The sequence below is a fragment of the Streptomyces sp. NPDC058470 genome, from assembly GCF_042721055.1.
Taxonomy (GTDB): domain Bacteria; phylum Actinomycetota; class Actinomycetes; order Streptomycetales; family Streptomycetaceae; genus Streptomyces.
In genome coordinates, this window is record NZ_JBHXMF010000013.1 from 118,877 (window position 1) to 136,800 (window position 17,924).

Sequence of the window (17,924 nt, forward strand, 5' to 3'; positions counted from 1 at the left end):
GGATGCGAGGGCTTCGGCTGCGCGTGGGCCGTCTGCGCGAGGGTGGGATGCGAGGGCTTCGGCTGCGCGTGGGCCGTCTGCGCGAGGGTGGGATGCGAGGCCTTCGGCTGCGTGGCGGGCGCCTGCGAGAGGGTGGGATGCGAGGGCTTCGGCTGCGTGGCGGGCGCCTGCGAGGTAGCGGGTCGCGCGGGCTGCGGTTGCCGCGCCCGCACACCCTCCGGGCCCGGCTCACCGCGGGGCTCGTGGTGCTGCTCGCCGTCAGCTGCGCCGCCGTCGGGGTGGCCGCCGTGCTCGAACTGGATGGGTTCCTCACGGGCCGTCTGGACCAGCAGTTGCGGGACGCGGGCGCCAGTTTCCCCGCGAGTCTGGAGCACGGCAACAGCGTCAAGCCCTCCGACCACGACGGTGACGAGTACGGCGACACCCGTCGCCAGGCCACCGGCACCTTCGGCGCCCGCCTGCTCGACGGGACCGTCACCAACGAAGCCGTCGTCCGCGCCGGCACCGACCCCACCGACCTGAACGTGATGCTGACCGCCACCGACCGGAAGGCCCTCGCCGCGGTGCCGGTCGACAGCGGCGGACACAGCGTGCGCCTCTCCGCGCTCGGCTCCTACCGGCTGACCGCGTGGCACGGTCAGGACGGCGACGTACTGATCACCGGGCTCCCCCTGGAACCGGTGGAGGCCGCCGTGCACCGCCTCGAACTGGTGGCCGCCTGCGTCTTCGGCGCCGCCCTCGCGGTCACCGGAGTCGCCGGTGCCCTGTGGGTGCGCTGGTCGCTGCGGCCACTGAGCCGGGTCGCCGCGACCGCGACGCGGGTCAGCGAACTCCCCCTCGCCAGCGGTGAGGTGGCGCTGCCGCCGCGGGCGCCCGAGTCCGACCCGCGCAGCGAGGTGGGTCAGGTCGCCGGCGCTTTCAACCGGATGCTCGGCCATGTCGAGGACGCGCTGACCAAGCGGCACGCGAGCGAGGAACGGCTGCGCAGCTTCGCCGCCGACGCCAGCCATGAGCTGCGCACGCCGGTCGCCTCGGTCCGGGGGCACGCCGAACTGGCCCTGCTGCACCCCGGCCCAGTGCCTCCCGAGGTGACCCGCGCCCTGGAGCGGATCGCCGCCGAGTCGGCGCGGATGGGCGAGATGGTCGACGATCTGCTGCTCCTCGCCCGCCTCGACGCGGGCCGCCCGCTGGAACGGCGCTCCGTCGACCTCACCCGTCTCGTCCTCGACTCGGTCACGGACGCGCGGGCCGCCGGCCCTGATCACCGCTGGACCCTGGAGCTGGCGGAGGAGCCGGTGACGGTGACCGGCGACGCGCACCGGCTCCAACAAGTGTTGGCCAACCTGTTGGCCAACGCCCGTTTGCACACGCCTGTTGGCGCCAGGGTGACGGTGTCACTGACAGCTGACGCCGCTACGGCCGTCCTGACGGTTCGCGACGACGGCCCGGGAGTACCGGAGGACGTCCAGCCCGGTGTCTTCGAACGCTTCACCCGAGCGGACCGCCGCCGCAACGACGGCGAGGGCGGCGGAGCGGGACTCGGCCTGTCGATCGTTGCGGCGGTGGTCGCGGCCCACGGCGGCACAGTGGCGCTGGAGAGCCGCCCGGGGGCGACGACGTTCACGGTCCGGCTGCCGACCGACGCCAGGAGCGACCCGTGGGGCGGGCGCGGGGAACGGCGCGAGCAACCATGAACAACCCTTGGCCATCAACGGTCCTGACCCCGGCCCCGCTCAGTAGCGAGTGATCGCGGTCGCCCCGCCCGCCGTGCCGATCGCGATGTGCGGCCTGCGCACCGGATCGGCCCACCGCACGATCCGCCGCATCGCGTCCGCGGGCACCGACACACAACCAGCCGTGGCTCCCCGCCCGTTGACATGCAGGAAGATGCCGGCGCCGCGCCCCCGTACCGGCCGCTCGTAGTTGAACCCGACGACGAGGGCGTGCGCGTACTGCGTGGCGTACGAGACCAGGTGCTCGGACTCGGCGGCGCGGCAGTCGGCGGCGCGGGGCTCGGTCCACCGGTTGTAGGCGCGGGAGTCGTTGTCCTGGCACCACCAGGAGTTCCGGTGGACCCGCCGGTAGGGGGCCTTGGTGCCGTCGGGCGCGGCCTCGATCCCGAACGCGTACGGAAGGCCGTACAGACCGGTGGGTGTCGTGTTCGTCCCCTGTCTCCGCGCGCCGCCCTCGACCAGCCCCTTGGCGCCGAAGCGCGCGGCTGCCGAACCGGCCTTCACCCAGCGCCCGTCGCGCCGGTCCCACCAGGTGACGGTCCCCGTCGTCGAGGACGTACGCGCGGCCTGTGCGGTGATGAGCTGCGTGCCGCCGCCGGTGTCCGTCATCCGCCCGGGCAGCGGAGGCGGACCGCTCGGGGCCAGTCCCACGGTGAGGAGGGACACGGACGCGAGGAGAACGGCGGCACCGGGACGACACATGGAGCGGACGCTACGGGGAGGCGCCGGTCGGGGCAGCCCGGGTGGGCCGACCGGGCGGTGTCCGGCGGTGTGCACGGGATGTGCAGGCTCAGGCTGGGGTGGGAGGCAGCGGCAGGGGCAGCCCGGGCAGGCCGTCGATGCTCGTCGCGATGTGCTCCTTCTTCCCGAAGTACGCGTCGAGCGAGGCGTCGTCCTCGCGCGTGAAACGCTTGGCGTGCAGGTCGCGGTCGTCGTCGTAGGACATGAAGGGCACCGCGTATCCGCAGGTGTCACGGATGAGGTCGGCCGTCACGACGATGATCGCGCGCAGCCCGTGCGGGGTCGGGTCGATGTCCGGGAAGTGGGCGAGCAGTTCGGTGAAGCGTGGATCGTCACGGAAGACGGGCTCGCCGTGGCCGTGCACGCGGACGATGTTCGGCGGCCCCTGGAAGGCGCACCACATGAGCGTGATCCGGCGGTTCTCCCGTAGGTGGGCGATCGTCTCGGCGTTGCTTCCCGCGAAGTCCAGGTACGCCACGGTCAGTTCGTCGAGCACCGCGAAGGAGCCGGTGAGTCCCTTGGGGGAGAGGTTGATCGTGCCGTCCCCCGACAGGGGCGCGGTCGCGGTGAAGAAGAGGGGCTGCGCCTCGATGAAGGTACGCAGTCGGCCGTCAATGCGCTCGTAAGTCTTTCCCATGACTAACGATTATCGGACCAGTTCCTTACTTTGTCTAAGAAATGGCGGAGTCCCCCGAGTCACCAGATTGACGAATCATGCAGAGCACTGCATACTCATGCATGTCAGCGAATGCACTGTGAGGAGAAACCCCGTGGCCGAGCGCGTCGTACTCGCCTACTCAGGCGGTCTGGACACCTCAGTCGCCATCGGCTGGATCGCCGAGGAGACGGGCGCCGAGGTCATCGCCGTCGCGGTGGACGTCGGTCAGGGTGGCGAGGACCTGGACGTCATCCGCAAGCGGGCGCTCGCCTGCGGCGCCGTCGAGGCCGAGGTCGCGGACGCCAAGGACGAGTTCGCCGAGGAGTACTGCCTCCCGGCGATCAAGGCCAACGCCCTCTACATGGACCGCTACCCGCTGGTCTCCGCCATCTCCCGGCCGGCGATCGTCAAGCACCTCGTCGCCGCCGCCCACGAGCACGGCGCCACCACGGTCGCGCACGGCTGCACCGGCAAGGGCAACGACCAGGTCCGCTTCGAGGCCGGCATCGTCGCGCTCGCCCCCGACCTCCGGTGCATCGCCCCGGTCCGCGACTACGCGATGACCCGGGACAAGGCGATCGCCTTCTGCGAGGAGAAGCAGCTCCCGATCGCCACCTCCAAGAAGTCCCCGTACTCCATCGACCAGAACGTCTTCGGGCGCGCCGTCGAGACTGGCTTCCTGGAGGACATCTGGAACGCGCCGATCGAGGACATCTACGAGTACACCTCGAACCCGGCCGAGGCCCGCAAGGCCGACGAGGTCGTCATCTCCTTCAAGGAAGGCGTCCCCGTCGCCATCGATGGCAGGCCCGTCTCCGTCCTGCAGGCCATCCAGCAGCTGAACGAGCGCGCCGGCGCCCAGGGCATCGGCCGGATCGACATGGTCGAGGACCGGCTCGTGGGCATCAAGTCCCGTGAGGTGTACGAGGCTCCGGGCGCGATCGCCCTGATCACCGCCCACCAGGAGCTGGAGAACGTCACCGTCGAGCGCGAACTCGCCCGCTATAAGCGGCAGGTGGAGCAGCGCTGGGGCGAGCTGGTCTACGACGGCCAGTGGTTCTCCCCGCTCAAGAGCGCCCTGGACGGCTTCATCAACGAGGCCAACCAGCACGTCAACGGCGACATCCGGATGACGCTGCACGGCGGCCGCGCCGTCGTCACCGGCAGGCGCTCCGAGACGTCGCTCTACGACTTCAACCTCGCGACATACGACACGGGCGACAGCTTCGACCAGGCCGCGGCCAAGGGCTTCATCGACATCTACAGCCTGTCGTCGAAGATCGCGGCACAGCGTCAACTGCGGGCATAGCCCGACGTGGACCAGGCGTAGGTCCCGCCGGCATCCGCAGGTGCAGTCCTCGCCCGTACTAGCCTGACGACCGCCTCCTCACCCCTCGGTGCGGAGGCGGTGGCACATCAACAGCTTTGAGGAGCAACGCAAGTGAGCAGCAACAGCGGTGACGTACGGCTCTGGGGCGGCCGTTTCGCCGACGGTCCCGCCGAGGCCCTGGCCAAGCTGTCCGCGTCGGTCCATTTCGACTGGCGGCTCGCACCGTACGACATCGCCGGGTCGCGTGCCCATGCGCGCGTGCTGCACAAGGCGGGTCTGCTCACGGAGGACGAGCTGACGCGGATGCTCGCGGGCCTCGACCAGCTTGCGGCTGACGTCGCCGACGGCTCCCTCGTCGGCACGATCGCCGACGAGGACGTCCATACGGCGCTGGAACGCGGCCTGTTGGAGATCCTCGGTCCCGACCTCGGCGGCAAGCTCCGCGCCGGCCGCTCCCGCAACGACCAGGTCGCGACCCTCTTCCGGATGTACCTGCGCGACCACGCCCGGATCATCGGCGGCCTGATCGCCGATCTCCAGGACGCGCTGATCGGCCTCGTGGAGGCCCACCCGGACGTCGCGATGCCCGGCCGCACCCACCTCCAGCACGCCCAGCCGGTGCTGTTCGCGCACCATGTCCTGGCCCACGTCCAGCCCCTGTCCCGGGACGCGGAGCGCCTGCGCCAGTGGGACGAGCGCACGGCGGTGTCGCCGTACGGCTCAGGTGCGCTGGCCGGTTCGTCTCTCGGCCTGGACCCGGAGTCGGTCGCCAAGGACCTCGGCTTCGAGCACGGCAGCGTGGCCAACTCCATCGACGGCACGGCCTCCCGTGACTTCGTCGCCGAGTTCGCCTTCATCACCGCGATGATCGGCGTGAACCTCTCCCGGATCGCCGAGGAGATCATCATCTGGAACACGAAGGAGTTCTCCTTCGTCACCCTCCACGACGCGTTCTCCACCGGCTCGTCGATCATGCCGCAGAAGAAGAACCCGGACATCGCGGAGCTGGCGCGCGGCAAGAGCGGCCGTCTCATCGGCAACCTGACCGGCCTGATGGCGACCCTCAAGGCCCTCCCGCTCGCGTACAACCGCGACCTCCAGGAGGACAAGGAGCCGGTCTTCGACTCCTGCGACCAGCTGGAGGTCCTGCTCCCCGCCTTCACCGGCATGATGGCGACCCTGACCGTCCACCGCGAGCGCATGGAGGAGCTGGCCCCGGCCGGCTTCTCGCTCGCCACCGACATCGCCGAGTGGCTGGTCAAGCAGGGCGTGCCGTTCCGCGTCGCACACGAGGTCGCGGGCGAGTGCGTGAAGGTCGCCGAGGCCGAGGGCATCGAGCTGGACGGCCTGACCGACGAGCAGTTCGCGAAGATCTCGGCGCATCTGACGCCGGAGGTGCGGAGTGTCCTCAACGTCCACGGCGCCCTCGCCTCCCGCAACGGCCGCGGCGGTACGGCGCCGAGTGCGGTGGCGATCCAGCTGGCAGAGGTGAAGCGGGACGTGGCGGCCCAGCACGAATGGGCCACGGCCAAGAACAAGCGGTGACTGTGACGGGCGCGGGGCTGTGCGACCGGGTGCCGTGGGACGCCGCTCCCGCACCCGCCGAAGCACGGTAGGAACCGAGCTCTGAAGCGGAGGCGAAGGGCATCGCGGGTTACGTTGGTCGAAGCCGACCGAACGGAGCCCGCGATGCCCTTCGCCCGACTGGCCACCGCGACGACCCCCACCGCCCACATCGGCCTGGGCCTCGCAGCGGTCGGCCGCCCCGGCTACATCACCCTCGACCGAGACCGCGACCTCGGTGAGAACCGGAGCGTCGACACGCTTCGCGCCCGCACTCACGAACTCCTTGACGCCGCTCATGCCCAGGGCGTGCGCTACTTCGACGCGGCCCGCTCGTACGGCCGCTCCGAGGAGTTCCTCGCCGACTGGCTGCACAGCCGGCCCGACATCGACGACGTCGTGATCGGCAGCAAGTGGGGCTACACCTACACGGCGGCCTGGCGCATCGACGCCGAGGCGCACGAGGTCAAGGACCACAGCCTCGCCGCGTACGAGAGACAGCGCGCCGAGACCGCCGGGCTGCTCGGCGACCGGCTCGACCTCTACCAGATCCACTCGGTGACCCCGGACAGCCCAGCCCTCACCGACAAGGAACTCCACGCCAAGCTGGCCGAAGCCGCCGCCCAGGGGCTCTCGATCGGGTTCTCCACCAGCGGGCCCGCCCAGGCCGACGCGATCCGCGCCGCGCTCGCCGTGACGGTCGACGGCGAGCCGCTCTTCCGTACCGTCCAGGCCACGTACAACGCGCTTGAGACCTCGGCCGCGCCCGCCCTCGCCGAGGCCCACGACGCCGGACTCACCGTGATCGTCAAGGAGGCCGTGGCCAACGGACGACTGGCGGGCGAGCACGCGCCGGGTGTCCTGCGGGACATCGCGGGGGAGGCCGGGCTCGGCGCCGACGCGGTCGCCCTCGCTCTCGTCCTGCGGCAGCCCTGGGCCGGAGTCGTCCTCTCCGGCGCGGCCACGGTCAACCAGCTCACCTCGAACCTGCACGCGGCGGTAGTCGACCTGGATGATGACCAGCCGGACAGGCTCGACGCGCTGGCGGAGGAGCCGGCTGCCTACTGGGAGCGGCGCGGGCAGCTGCCCTGGCACTGAGTGCACTGAGTACCTCGACAGGCCGTGGCTGGTGAGACCCGTCCGCCTCTGGTGAGACATGTATGTCTCATATGGGCTATGCTTGTCTCATGGCCGTCGACCGTGAACATGTGCTGCGCAGCGCAGCCGCCCTGCTCACCCGGAAATCCACCGCCACCATGGACGAGGTCGCCAAGGCGGCCGGGATCAGCCGGGCCACGCTGCACCGCCAGTTCGCGGGGCGGGACGCACTCGTCCGGGCACTCGAAGAGCTCGGCATCCGGGAGTGTGACGCCGCCCTCGACGCGGCCCTGCTCGACGAGGGCAGTGCGAGCGAAGCCGTACGGCGGCTGGTGGCGGAGATCGAACCCGTCGCGGCCCTGCTCGCCTTCCTCTATACGGAGAACCAGCTCTTCGAGGGCGACGCGCAGCACGAGGGCTGGGCCCGTCTCGACCAGCGCATCGGCGACCTGTTCCGGCGCGGCCAGGAGCACGGCGAGTTCCGTATCGACCTCAGCCCGGCCTGGCTCACCGAGGCGCTCTACGGGCTGATGGCCTCCGGCGCCTGGGCCGTGATGGACGGCCGCGTGGCCGCCAAGGACTTCCAGTTCATGACCGTCGAACTGCTGCTCGGCGGCGCACTGGGGCCTGTCCGGCGGAACAGGCCGGAGGGCAACAGGAGCGCCTTGTAATCCCGCGTCTCCGAAAAACGTGATCCGCCGGACAGGCCCTGAGCAGACCGGACAGACCCCAAGGAGAGAGGAATGATGACCAGCACCCTGCAGCCGGTATCCGTGGCGGAGGTGGAGAAGCGCCCGGGCCGCTGGCTGGCGCTCTGCGTCCTCGTCCTGGCTGTGCTGCTGGTGGCCGTCGACGCGACCGTCCTCGGCCTGGCCACCCCGTACATCAGCGAGGACCTGAAGCCGTCCGGGACGCAGCTGCTGTGGATCGGCGACGTCTACTCCTTTGTGATCGCGGGCCTGCTCGTCTCCATGGGCGGCCTCGGCGACCGCATCGGCCGCAAGAAGCTGCTGCTGATCGGCGCCACGGCGTTCGGCGCGATATCCGTGCTCAACGCCTATGCGACGACGCCTGAACTGCTGATCGTGGCGCGGGCGTTGCTCGGTGTCGCGGGTGCGACTTTGATGCCTGCCACCCTCGCCCTGATCCGCAACCTCTTCCACGACCCGCGCGAGCGCAGCCTCGCCATCGGCATCTGGGGCGCGACCGCCTCCGCCGGTACGGCGGTCGGCCCTGTGGTGGGCGGCTTCCTGCTCGAACACTTCTGGTGGGGCTCGGTCTTCCTGATCAACCTGCCCGTGATGGTTGTCCTCGTCCTCGTCGGCATCAAGCTGCTGCCCGAGTCGCGCACCCCGAACCCCGGGCCGTGGGACCTGACCAGCGTCGGCCTCTCCCTCGTCGGCATGATCGGCATCGTGTACGCGGTGAAGGAGGCCGCCACGCACGGCTTCGAGTGGCAGGCGGTGACCGTGGGCCTGCTCGGCGCCGGCGCCCTCCACTGGTTCGTGCGGCGCCAACTCACCCTGCCCTCGCCGCTGTTGGACATGCGGCTGTTCCGTCACCGGGGCTTCTCCGGGGCTGTGCTCGCCGACCTGTTCACCATCCTCGGTCTGTCCGGGCTGGTCTTCTTCCTCTCGCAGTACCTGCAACTCGTGCAGGGGAGAGGCCCGTTGGAGGCCGGCCTCGCCGAACTGCCCGCCGCGATCGGCGCGGTGGCGGCGGGTCTGATCGCGGGTACGGTCGCGCGGCGCTTCTCGGTGCGCGCCGTGGTCGCCGGTGGCCTCGCGGCGGTCGGCCTGGCGCTCGCCGCCCTCACCCTGCTGAGCCAGTCCACCGGCTATCCGCTGCTCGGCGCCGCGCTGCTGGTCGTCGGTATCGGCGCGGGATTCTCCTTCACCGTCACGGCCGACGTGATCCTCTCCAGCGTGCCCAAGGAGCAGGCGGGCGCCGCGTCCGCGGTCTCCGAGACGGCGTACGAACTCGGCGCCGCCCTCGGTATCGCCCTCCTCGGCTCGATCGTGACCGGCGTGTATGCGGGCTTCACCGGCCCCGCCGGTACACCGGCCGAAGCTCACGAGTCCCTCGGCGGCGCCGTCGAGTCGGCGGCCGGGCTGCCGGCGGACACCGGGGCTGCCCTGATGGACTCGGCCCGCACCGCGTTCGTCGACGGTCTCACGCTCGCCGCGGGCATCGGCGCGGTCGTGCTGCTCGTCACGGCGGTGGCGGCGTGGTTCCTGCTGCGCGGCCAGAAGCTGGAGGACAGCGCCGAACACCCGTAAGCGGAGCGGGCTTTCAGGTCGGCCCGGGAAACATCGAGGAGCCGGCGCCTACCAACGCTGACCGGCGTGTGGCTTCACCACGCCCGGCAAGCGGGAGAGCCAGGCCGTGTTCGTGTGCATCAAACAGCTCACGGTCTTGACGTACGTGGACGACGTGTACGTCCGGGAGATCGGGGCGGTGAAGGCCCAGGAGGTGGAGTCGGCCGTCACCTACGAGACGTTGGCCAACTCGGGACGAGGGGCCGGGCATCCTCGACGACCACCAGGCCCGTGTCTTCGACCGGTTCTGCGGCGCGAAGGGCGACGGCGGCGGCCGCGACCGGCACGCCGGCCTCGGCCTCGGCCTCGCGATCGTCCGGCAGGTCGTGGAGTCGCACGCCGGACAGGTGAAGTTGTTCTCCCGGGCCCGGAGTGGGGGAGGCCTCCAGTTTCGTCCTGTGGTTCACCACTCCTGGTGCCGAACGCACGAACGCACGAACGGCGGGCCGCCCGAGGAGCAGCCCGCCGTCTGAGGAAGTGCGGTTACGCGGCTTTGGCCTTCGTGGCGTACATGTCCACATACTCCTGACCCGACAGCCGCATGACCTCGGTCATCACCGAGTCCGTCACGGCCCGCAGGACATAGCGGTCGCGGTCCATCCCCTCGTACCGAGAGAACTCCATCGCCTCACCGAAACGGACCGTGACCCGGCCCGGGCGTGGGAAGCCGGAGCCACCGGGCTGGATCTTGTCCGTGCCGATGATGGCGAACGGGACGATCGGCGCACCGGTCATCATCGCCAGCCGGGCGATCCCCGTACGGCCCCGGTAGAGCCGGCCGTCGGGGGAGCGGGTGCCTTCCGGGTAGATGCTGAAGACCTTGCCCTCCTCCAGCACCCGGCGGCCGGTCATCAGCGCGGCAACACCACCGCGCCCGCCGTCCCGGTCGACCGGGATCATGCCGCAGCCGGTGAAGAACCAGGCCATCAGACGGCCCTTGACGCCTTTGCCGGTGACGTACTCGTCCTTGCCGATGAAGAAAACCTGACGGTCGCAGAACAGCGGCATGATCATCGAGTCGATGAACGTGAGGTGGTTGCCGGCAAGGATCACCGGACCTTCGCCCGGGATGTTCTCCGCACCCTCCACCTGTGGGCGGAACATCAGGCGCATGATCGGTCCGAGCACTGCCTTGATGAGCGCGAAGCGGGACAACGGGCCCTCCGGTGTCAAGGGATTCGGTATGTGTATGTGCAGGTGAGGACGATACTCGCGGCCCCAGGGGTATTGCACATCGGGTTCACCGAGTGGATACGCAGTGTTGACGTACGTTTACCTGCGGTGGCGTGCCGGTGAGCGGCTGTCGCGGGGGCGTGACGATGTGACCCATCTCGCGCCCGGGACCCCCGCACGCCCGCCGCGCCGCACCGGGCGACCGTCTGCGACCGCTCGCCGTGCCACTGCTCTGTGCGTACCCCACACAGCGGATTCAAAGCCGGCGTGCCGTCACCCTGCTCGTTCCGTACGACATCCACGGGCACCCGCGTGTTACGCCACAGGTCTCCCTCTCGTCACACAAGAGAACTTACGATCGAACCGCTTTGACAGTGCGGGGGCACAACAGCGGGAGCAGTCATGGGAGCGCAGGAGTCGAACAGACAAGAGCGGGGCGCCGCACGGCGGACCTTGCTCGGAGCCGCGGTGCTGGGAGCGGGCGGCGCGGTCCTCGGGCTGCCCGGCGTGGCCCGAGCGGACGCGCAGAAGTCGGACGGCGGCTACCAGAGTCTGCCGAAGCCGACGATCATCGGACACCGTGGGGCCAGCGGCTACCGGCCGGAGCACACCTTCGGGTCCTACCAGCTGGCCCTCGACCTCGGCGCGGACGTCGTCGAGGCGGGCGACCTGGTGCCCACCAAGGACGGTCACCTCGTCTGCCGTCACGAGCCGGAGATCGGCGGCACCACGGACGTCGCGGATCACCCCGAGTTCGCCGACCGCAAGACCACGAAGAGCCTTGACGGGGTCGCCACCACCGGCTGGTTCACCGAGGACTTCACGCTCGCCGAGCTGAAGACCCTGCGGGCGATCGAGCGCATCCCCGCCAACCGTCCGCACAACACCCTCTACAACGGACGCTGGGAGATCCCCACGTTCGACGAGGTGCTCAAGTGGCAGGACGAGCAGACCCGCAAGCGAGGCAAGCAGGTCTGGATCTACCCGGAGATCAAGCACCCCACCTACTTCCGAGCGCTCGGCCTCGACACGGAGGTGATGCTCGCCAAGCTGCTGCGCAAGGCGGGCAAGGACAAGAAGAACTCGCCGGTCATCATCCAGTCGTTCGAGCCGACCAGCCTCCAGCGCATGAACAAGCTCGTCGACAACCCGCTCGCGGTCCTGCTCGACGCGGCGAACACCCGGCCCTGGGACTTCGTCACGACCGGCGACCCGCGCACCGTCGCCGACCTCGTCACCCCCAAGGGCCTCAAGGAGATCGCTTCCTACGCCCAGGGAATCGGCCCCACGGTCAACCTGATCATCCCGAAGGACGCGAACGGCGACTTCACCAAGCCGACCACCCTGGTCAGGGACGCGCACGCGCAGGGCCTGATCCTGCACCCCTACACCATGCGCAACGAGAACCCCTTCCTGCCGCCGGCCTACCGCAAGGGCACCGACGCGGACGCCTACGGCGACGTGTTCGGCGTCTTCCAGGTCTACTTCGAGACGGGCATCGACGGCGTCTTCTCCGACAACGCGGACACCGCGGTGCTCGCCCGCGCGGACTTCGTCAACGGCTGACCCCACCACCCCGGTTGGGGTGACAGACGGCCGCCCCGGCAACCACCCGCCGGGGCGGCCGCGTCGTTCCGCATATGACACAGGACATGGTTGCCACGCTGCGCCCACTGCTCGCCGCCGAGGCCTCGGCTGAGGCATATGCGTCCGGCGCCGAACAGGGCGACCTGGAACAGGCCGTCTGGCTGCGCCTCCTGGAGCGCCTCGACACGGACGGCCCACCCGTCGACCCGCAGGGCTGGCTGCGCCGAGCCGTCCGCTCGGAGGCCCGCCGCAGCCGCCGTACGGCCCGCATCGAACGGCCGTACGCCGCCGATCCCGCCGACGACCGCGGCGCAGGGCCCGAACAGCAGGCGATGACCGCCGCCCGCCATCGCGCGCTGCATGACGCGGTACGCCGCCTGCCCGGCCGCTGCCCGAGCCTGCTGGCGGCGCTGCTCTCCCCGAAGGACCTCACCTACCGGGAGATCGCGGGGGAGTTGGGTATCTCACAGGGCAGTCTGGGTCCGGAACGTTCCCGATGTCTGGGATGTCTGCGTCGATTGCTGACGCCGGAGGTTGCGGCCGGAGAACCGCGGGGATAGGAGTGAGGGACGACCGGTGGAACAGGTGAGCGGGAGGCGTGCACACATGGGCATGAGCGTGACCATCTCGGCGGCGACCACACAGGACGCCGAGCAGATCCTCAAGCTGCAGTACCTCTGCTACCAAAGCGAGGCCCAGCTGTACGGCGACTACGGCATCGAGCCGCTCACCCAGCCGCTCGACTCCCTCAGGGCCGAGCTCGCCGGCGGCACGGTGCTGGTGGCCCGGCTCGGCGACGAGGTGGTGGCCTCGGTCCGCGGCGCCGTGGACGCCGAGGGCACAGCCCGCATCAACAAGCTCATCGTCCACCCGCGCATGCAGCGCCACGGGCTGGGCGGACGGCTGCTCGCCGCGATCGAGGCCAAGCTCGGCGCGGACGGATCGGCCAAGTCCTTCGAGCTCTTCACCGGCCACCGCAGCGACCACAACCTGCGGTTGTACCGCAAGCACGGCTACGCACAGATCTCCACGGAGCGCGTCGACGAGCGGCTCACGCTGGTGACTCTGGCGAAGGGCGCCCACCCGGGCGCGTTCGTGGCCAGCGCCTAGAAGTTACCGGGTGCCCAGCCGTTACTGCGTGGCCGTACGAGCAGCCTTGCGAAGCCAGTACATCGCCGACACCGGCAGCAGCACCGGGATGAACAGATAGCCCATCCCGTAGTCCGACCACACCGTGGCGTCGGGGAAGGCGGACGGCTCCACCAGCGTCCAGGTCCCGACGATCAGCACGCCCGCGAGCTCGGCGGCGCAGCACACCAGCGCCGCCCTGCGGGCCGTCTCACCGCCCCGCACGAGCGAGTACGTGATGAAGCCGTAGACGAGCCCCGCGACAGCGGACAGCGAGTAGGCGAGCGGGGCCTTGTCGAACTCCGTCGAGATCTGCACGGCGCTGCGCGAGACGGCGCCGACGACCATCACGCCGTACAGCCAGACCAGCAGCATGCCGGGACCGCTGATGAGCCGCGTCCGCTTCTTCTCCTGAGGCACGGTCCCGTTCTCCTCCGTGGCCGTCATCTCAGCCTCCCCAGATGTCATAGAGCCGGACCTCGAGAACGGCCAGGACGAAACCGCCGGCAGCCACGGTGATCGATCCCCAGCGGGTGCGCTCGGTCAGCGACATGAAGCCCGCGGCCGGGACACAGGCGAAGGCGCCGAGCAGATACGCCACGAAGATCGTCGTGCCCTGTTCCGGCTTCTCACCGCGCGCCAGCTGGACGACGCCGATCACGAGCTGGACCACGGCGAGCAGTGACACCACGGCCATGCCGATGAAGTGCCAGTCCTTGGTGGGCTGATCGCGGTAGGCGGCCCATCCGCACCAGGCGGCGAGCGCGAGCGCGGCGACGGCGGTCGCGACCGTCAGGGCATCAAGCATGTGCCGACCCTATTACGGGCCAAAGAACTGCTGCGCCTGCCCCCGGGGTGCCCCGTAGGGTCGAAGGCATGAAGATCCACGCTGAAGCCCTCCTCTTCGACAACGACGGAACACTCGTCTCCTCCCTGGAGTCGGTGAACCGCTGCTGGACCCGGTGGTACGAGGAGTACGGCATCACCGCCGAGGACTTCGCCCGGATCGAACTGCACGGCCGCCCCGCCGCCGAGATAGCCGCCGACCTGCTGCCCGCCGACCTGGTCCCCGGGGCCCTCGCGCGCATCGAGCAGCTCGAGGTGGAGGACGTACCGGGCGGGGTCCTGCTGCTTCCCGGGACGGCCGAGTTCCTTGCCTCCCTGCCCGCCGACCGCTGGGCCGTCGTCACCTCCGCCACCCGGCGGCTGGCCGAGGCACGGCTCGGCGAGGTCGGCATCCGCCCCAAGACGCTGATCACCGCCGACGACATCACCCGCGGCAAGCCCGACCCCGAGCCCTATCTCCTCGCCGCCCGTGAACTGGGTGTCGACCCGGCCCGCTGCGTGGTCTTCGAGGACGCCCCGGCGGGTCTGCAGGCGGGCCGCGCCGCCGGAATGACCACCGTGGCGTTGGCCACAACCCACCGGTCCCACGAGCTGGACGCCGACCTCGTGGTCGAGAACCTCTCCGCACTGTCGGCGCTGGTCACGGTGTACGGAGTGGAGATCTCCGACCGGGACTGAAAGCTGTCCACCGCTGTCCGGTATACGGACAGCGGTGGTGGCCCCCACCGGTGTGTCTGCTTTACTTGATCCCATGACCACGACGAGCAGCCGCACCCTTGCGACCGAGGCGACCATGACGCCCGGTGCTCGTTGTATGTGTCGAATGTGCGCCTTCTAGAGGGCCCTCGCACCACCCCGAGTCTCGCGCCCCCAAGCGAGCCGGCGCGCCCTGTCCGTCCCCGGACGTGACGGTCGCTGCCCCGCGCACACGATTCTTCTTCACACCCCGGCTGCCATCGCCACCGCGAGAACCGTGCCGCGTTCAAGACCGAATGCACCCGTGCCCGGCGCACATCCACGCCCTGCACTCGACAGTGACGGAAACCCCAGTGATCACGACCAAGGACCTCACGAAGGTCTATCGAGCTCACCGCTCGCGCGGCCGTGAGGTCACCGCCCTCGACGGCGTCGACCTGCACGTCCGCGAAGGCGAGGTGTACGGCGTCATCGGCCAGTCCGGCGCCGGCAAGTCCTCGCTCATCCGCTGCGTCAACCTCCTGGAACGCCCCACCTCCGGCACGGTCACCGTCGCCGGACAGGACCTCACCGCGCTGGCCGGCCGCGGCTCCCGCGCGGGCGGGGAGCTCCGCAAGGCGCGCAGCCACATCGGGATGGTTTTCCAGCACTTCAACCTGCTGTCCTCGCGGACCGTCCAGGACAACGTGGAGCTGCCCCTGGAGATCCTCGGTGTCTCCGGCAAGGAGCGCTCACGCAAGGCACTCGAACTGCTCGACCTGGTCGGCCTCTCCGACAAGGCCAAGGCCTACCCGGCCCAGCTCTCCGGCGGCCAGAAGCAGCGCGTCGGCATCGCCCGCGCCCTGGCAGGCGACCCGAAGGTACTGCTCTCCGACGAGGCGACCAGCGCCCTCGACCCCGAGACCACCCGCTCCATCCTCCAGCTGCTGCGCGACCTGAACCGGCAGCTGGGTCTGACCGTCCTGCTCATCACGCACGAGATGGACGTCGTCAAGACCGTCTGCGACTCGGCGGCCCTCATGGAGAACGGCAGGATCGTCGAGTCCGGCACCGTCAGCGAACTGCTCGCGACGCCCGGCTCCGAACTGGCCGCCGCGCTCTTCCCGGTGAGCGGCGACCCGACCGACGACGACCGCACGGTCATCGACGTCACCTTCCACGGCGAGGCCGCCACCCGGCCCGTCATCTCGCAGCTCTCCCGCACCTACAACATCGACATCTCGATCCTCGGCGCCGCGATGGACACCGTCGCGGGCAAGCAGGTCGGCCGGATGCGCATCGAACTGCCCGGCCGCTACGAGGAGAACGTCGTGCCGATCGGGTTCCTGCGCGAGCAGGGGCTGCAGATCGACGTTCAGGGCCAGGCGCCCGTACTGCTCAAGGATGGTGCCAAGTGACCTGGTCGGAGATGCAGCCGCTGCTGTCCCAGGCGTGTTGGGACACGTTCTACATGGTCGGCTGGTCCACGCTCATAGCCGTCGCCGGCGGTCTGCCGCTCGGCATCCTGCTCGTCCTCACCGACCGCGGCGGACTGCTCCAGAACGTGCTGGCGAACAGGGTCATCGGGCAGATCGTGAACGTCGCCCGCTCCATGCCGTTCATCATCCTGATGGTCGCGCTGATGGGCTTCACACGCTGGCTCACCGGGTCGACGATCGGCCGCGAGGCCGCCATCGTGCCGCTCGCGATCGGGGCGATCCCCTTCTTCGCGCGGCTTGTCGAGACGGCTGTCCGCGAGGTGGACGGCGGGCTCGTCGAGGCCGTGCAGTCGATGGGCGGCAACACCTGGACCGTCGTCCGCAAGGTCCTCGTACCGGAGTCGCTGCCGTCGCTGATCTCCTCGGCGACCACCACGATCGTCGCCCTCATCGGCTACTCGGCGATGGCCGGCACCGTCGGCGCCGGAGGCCTCGGCGACATCGCGATCCGGTACGGCTATCAGCGCTTCGAGACCGAGCTGATGTGGATCACCGTGGGCGTCCTCGCCGTGGTCATCTCGGTCATCCAGTTCGCCGGCGACTACGCGGCGCGTGGGCTCCACCGGCGCGGCGGCCAGTCCGGTGCCGGACCGCGGCTGAGGCTGCTGAAGGCCAAGGAGCCCGCGACGGCGGACGTCGGCAAGGTCGCCTGAACACTTCTTCACCCACCCGCAGATTTCCCCGTATCACCCCTCACGGGGACAGCCGCACCCACATGGAAAGGCACTTTTCGTGCGTAACACCACAAAGCTCGGCACCGCCGTTCTCGCAGCCGGAGCCCTCACCCTGGGTCTCACCGCCTGCGGTTCGGACAAGGACTCCGCCTCCGACACCAGCGGCCCGCTGGTCGTCGCCGCCAGCCCGGTCCCGCACGCGGAGATCCTCGACTACGTCAAGGACAACCTGGCGAAGAAGGCGGGCCTCGACCTGGAGGTCAGAGAGTTCACCGACTACGTCACGCCGAACACGGCGACGGAGGACGGGTCCGTGGGCGCCAACTACTTCCAGAACCAGCCGTACCTCGACGACTTCAACAAGAAGAACGGCACCCACATCGTGCCCGTCGTCACGGTGCACCTGGAGCCGCTCGGCCTCTACTCCAGCAAGGTCAAGAGCGCCGACGACCTGGAGAGCGGCGCGACGATCGCCGTCCCGAACGACAGCGTCAACGAGGCACGCGCACTGAAGCTGCTCGCCACCAACGGGATCATCACGCTCAAGGACGGCGTGGGCAACGAAGCGACCCCCGCGGACATCACCAAGAACCCGAAGGACCTCAAGTTCAAGGAGCTGGAGGCGGCCCAGACCCCGCGCTCCCTGGAGGACGTCGACGCCGCGGTGATCAACGGCAACTACGCCATCGAGGCCGACCTCTCGCCCGCCAAGGACGCCCTCGTCCTGGAGTCCGCGAAGGACAACCCGTACGGCAACTTCCTGGCGGTGAAGGAGGGCAACGAGGACGACCCGCGCGTCAAGAAGCTCGCCGAGCTGCTCACCTCGCCCGAGGTCAAGAAGTTCATCGAGGACAAGTACGAGGGTTCCGTCATCCCGTCGTTCTGACGGGACGACCGGTTT

Annotated in this window: 19 protein-coding genes; 14 read left to right on the top strand and 5 right to left on the bottom strand. The window is 69.8% G+C overall.

Translation table 11 applies throughout. The features are described from left to right. Positions 1–137: 137 nt before the first annotated feature. Positions 138–1,694 carry an ATP-binding protein gene (locus tag ACFWP7_RS12330; protein ID WP_384380263.1) on the top strand — a complete coding sequence of 519 codons (1,557 nt, stop codon included), beginning with the start codon at positions 138–140 and terminating at the stop codon, positions 1,692–1,694. A gap of 39 nt (positions 1,695–1,733) precedes the next feature. On the opposite strand, the gene ACFWP7_RS12335 is transcribed toward ACFWP7_RS12330, so the two are convergent. Together ACFWP7_RS12335 and ACFWP7_RS12340 are read right to left on the bottom strand one after the other, a co-directional pair. Further along, entirely contained in the window at positions 1,734–2,435 is a 702-nt protein-coding gene (locus tag ACFWP7_RS12335; protein WP_384380161.1) for a L,D-transpeptidase, read from the bottom strand. Positions 2,436–2,523: 88 nt separating this feature from the next. Next, on the bottom strand, positions 2,524–3,111 hold the full coding sequence (locus ACFWP7_RS12340) for a pyridoxamine 5'-phosphate oxidase family protein (RefSeq protein WP_384380164.1): 588 nt from the start codon (positions 3,109–3,111) through the stop codon (positions 2,524–2,526). 133 nt (positions 3,112–3,244) lie between these two features. On the opposite strand from ACFWP7_RS12340, the gene ACFWP7_RS12345 reads away from it, so the two are divergent. The 6 genes from ACFWP7_RS12345 to ACFWP7_RS12370 all read left to right on the top strand — a co-directional run bounded on the left by ACFWP7_RS12345 (position 3,245) and on the right by ACFWP7_RS12370 (position 9,914). Beyond that, positions 3,245–4,441, top strand: coding sequence for an argininosuccinate synthase (locus tag ACFWP7_RS12345; RefSeq protein WP_384380167.1), 1,197 nt, complete (start codon positions 3,245–3,247; stop codon positions 4,439–4,441). Between the two features lie 132 nt (positions 4,442–4,573). Continuing rightward, entirely contained in the window at positions 4,574–6,007 is a 1,434-nt protein-coding gene (gene argH, locus ACFWP7_RS12350; RefSeq protein ID WP_384380170.1) for an argininosuccinate lyase, read from the top strand. Between the two features lie 144 nt (positions 6,008–6,151). Next, on the top strand, positions 6,152–7,123 hold the full coding sequence (locus ACFWP7_RS12355) for an aldo/keto reductase (RefSeq protein ID WP_384380173.1): 972 nt from the start codon (positions 6,152–6,154) through the stop codon (positions 7,121–7,123). A gap of 89 nt (positions 7,124–7,212) precedes the next feature. Further along, complete coding sequence (locus tag ACFWP7_RS12360) at positions 7,213–7,794, top strand: TetR/AcrR family transcriptional regulator (RefSeq protein ID WP_384380176.1); 582 nt, start codon at positions 7,213–7,215, stop codon at positions 7,792–7,794. A gap of 75 nt (positions 7,795–7,869) precedes the next feature. Then, positions 7,870–9,402, top strand: coding sequence for an MFS transporter (locus ACFWP7_RS12365; RefSeq protein ID WP_384380266.1), 1,533 nt, complete (start codon positions 7,870–7,872; stop codon positions 9,400–9,402). Between the two features lie 248 nt (positions 9,403–9,650). Next, positions 9,651–9,914 carry an ATP-binding protein gene (locus ACFWP7_RS12370; RefSeq protein WP_384380270.1) on the top strand — a complete coding sequence of 88 codons (264 nt, stop codon included), beginning with the start codon at positions 9,651–9,653 and terminating at the stop codon, positions 9,912–9,914. Between the two features lie 10 nt (positions 9,915–9,924). Here ACFWP7_RS12370 and ACFWP7_RS12375 read toward each other — a convergent pair whose 3' ends face one another. Next, positions 9,925–10,596, bottom strand: coding sequence for a lysophospholipid acyltransferase family protein (locus ACFWP7_RS12375; protein WP_384380179.1), 672 nt, complete (start codon positions 10,594–10,596; stop codon positions 9,925–9,927). 420 nt (positions 10,597–11,016) lie between these two features. Here ACFWP7_RS12375 and ACFWP7_RS12380 point away from each other — a divergent pair, with 420 nt between their 5' ends. The 3 genes from ACFWP7_RS12380 (at position 11,017) to ACFWP7_RS12390 (ending at position 13,311) form a co-directional block, all read left to right on the top strand. Continuing rightward, the gene (locus ACFWP7_RS12380; protein WP_384380182.1) at positions 11,017–12,180 is read left to right on the top strand and encodes a glycerophosphodiester phosphodiesterase; all 1,164 of its coding nucleotides are present in this window, start codon (positions 11,017–11,019) and stop codon (positions 12,178–12,180) included. Positions 12,181–12,254: 74 nt separating this feature from the next. After that, complete coding sequence (locus ACFWP7_RS12385) at positions 12,255–12,761, top strand: RNA polymerase sigma factor (RefSeq protein WP_384380185.1); 507 nt, start codon at positions 12,255–12,257, stop codon at positions 12,759–12,761. A 46-nt stretch (positions 12,762–12,807) separates the two neighbouring features. After that, on the top strand, positions 12,808–13,311 hold the full coding sequence (locus tag ACFWP7_RS12390) for a GNAT family N-acetyltransferase (RefSeq protein ID WP_384380188.1): 504 nt from the start codon (positions 12,808–12,810) through the stop codon (positions 13,309–13,311). Between the two features lie 21 nt (positions 13,312–13,332). Here ACFWP7_RS12390 and ACFWP7_RS12395 read toward each other — a convergent pair whose 3' ends face one another. Both ACFWP7_RS12395 and ACFWP7_RS12400 read right to left on the bottom strand, forming a co-directional pair. Then, on the bottom strand, positions 13,333–13,776 hold the full coding sequence (locus tag ACFWP7_RS12395) for a hypothetical protein (RefSeq protein WP_384380191.1): 444 nt from the start codon (positions 13,774–13,776) through the stop codon (positions 13,333–13,335). 1 nt (position 13,777) lies between these two features. After that, positions 13,778–14,137: a hypothetical protein gene (locus tag ACFWP7_RS12400; RefSeq protein WP_384380194.1), complete on the bottom strand. Its 360-nt coding sequence runs from the start codon at positions 14,135–14,137 to the stop codon at positions 13,778–13,780. Positions 14,138–14,205: 68 nt separating this feature from the next. On the opposite strand from ACFWP7_RS12400, the gene ACFWP7_RS12405 reads away from it, so the two are divergent. The 4 genes from ACFWP7_RS12405 (at position 14,206) to ACFWP7_RS12420 (ending at position 17,909) form a co-directional block, all read left to right on the top strand. After that, complete coding sequence (locus ACFWP7_RS12405) at positions 14,206–14,853, top strand: HAD family hydrolase (protein ID WP_384380197.1); 648 nt, start codon at positions 14,206–14,208, stop codon at positions 14,851–14,853. 314 nt (positions 14,854–15,167) lie between these two features. Further along, positions 15,168–16,268 (top strand): methionine ABC transporter ATP-binding protein, encoded by a 1,101-nt coding sequence (locus ACFWP7_RS12410; RefSeq protein ID WP_384380200.1) that lies wholly within the window; start codon positions 15,168–15,170, stop codon positions 16,266–16,268. Further along, a complete protein-coding gene (locus ACFWP7_RS12415) occupies positions 16,265–17,002 on the top strand; it encodes a methionine ABC transporter permease (protein WP_384380203.1) in 738 nt (245 codons plus the stop codon). The genes ACFWP7_RS12410 and ACFWP7_RS12415 overlap by 4 nt, the downstream gene beginning before the upstream one ends. 79 nt (positions 17,003–17,081) lie before the next feature. Further along, positions 17,082–17,909 carry a MetQ/NlpA family ABC transporter substrate-binding protein gene (locus tag ACFWP7_RS12420; RefSeq protein WP_384380206.1) on the top strand — a complete coding sequence of 276 codons (828 nt, stop codon included), beginning with the start codon at positions 17,082–17,084 and terminating at the stop codon, positions 17,907–17,909. Positions 17,910–17,924: the final 15 nt, after the last annotated feature.

What these genes read in the sequence shown, in the direction of transcription:
- ACFWP7_RS12380 (WP_384380182.1), top strand. Translation starts at nt 11,017, where the DNA reads ATGGGAGCGCAGGAGTCGAACAGACAAGAGCGGGGCGCCGCACGGCGG.
- ACFWP7_RS12330 (WP_384380263.1), top strand. Translation starts at nt 138, where the DNA reads ATGCGAGGGCTTCGGCTGCGTGGCGGGCGCCTGCGAGGTAGCGGGTCG.
- ACFWP7_RS12410 (WP_384380200.1), top strand. Translation starts at nt 15,168, where the DNA reads ATGCACCCGTGCCCGGCGCACATCCACGCCCTGCACTCGACAGTGACG.
- ACFWP7_RS12335 (WP_384380161.1), bottom strand. Translation starts at nt 2,435, where the DNA reads ATGTGTCGTCCCGGTGCCGCCGTTCTCCTCGCGTCCGTGTCCCTCCTC.
- ACFWP7_RS12395 (WP_384380191.1), bottom strand. Translation starts at nt 13,776, where the DNA reads ATGACGGCCACGGAGGAGAACGGGACCGTGCCTCAGGAGAAGAAGCGG.
- ACFWP7_RS12385 (WP_384380185.1), top strand. Translation starts at nt 12,255, where the DNA reads ATGACACAGGACATGGTTGCCACGCTGCGCCCACTGCTCGCCGCCGAG.
- ACFWP7_RS12405 (WP_384380197.1), top strand. Translation starts at nt 14,206, where the DNA reads ATGAAGATCCACGCTGAAGCCCTCCTCTTCGACAACGACGGAACACTC.
- ACFWP7_RS12360 (WP_384380176.1), top strand. Translation starts at nt 7,213, where the DNA reads ATGGCCGTCGACCGTGAACATGTGCTGCGCAGCGCAGCCGCCCTGCTC.
- ACFWP7_RS12390 (WP_384380188.1), top strand. Translation starts at nt 12,808, where the DNA reads ATGGGCATGAGCGTGACCATCTCGGCGGCGACCACACAGGACGCCGAG.
- ACFWP7_RS12355 (WP_384380173.1), top strand. Translation starts at nt 6,152, where the DNA reads ATGCCCTTCGCCCGACTGGCCACCGCGACGACCCCCACCGCCCACATC.
- ACFWP7_RS12340 (WP_384380164.1), bottom strand. Translation starts at nt 3,111, where the DNA reads ATGGGAAAGACTTACGAGCGCATTGACGGCCGACTGCGTACCTTCATC.
- ACFWP7_RS12400 (WP_384380194.1), bottom strand. Translation starts at nt 14,137, where the DNA reads ATGCTTGATGCCCTGACGGTCGCGACCGCCGTCGCCGCGCTCGCGCTC.
- ACFWP7_RS12365 (WP_384380266.1), top strand. Translation starts at nt 7,870, where the DNA reads ATGACCAGCACCCTGCAGCCGGTATCCGTGGCGGAGGTGGAGAAGCGC.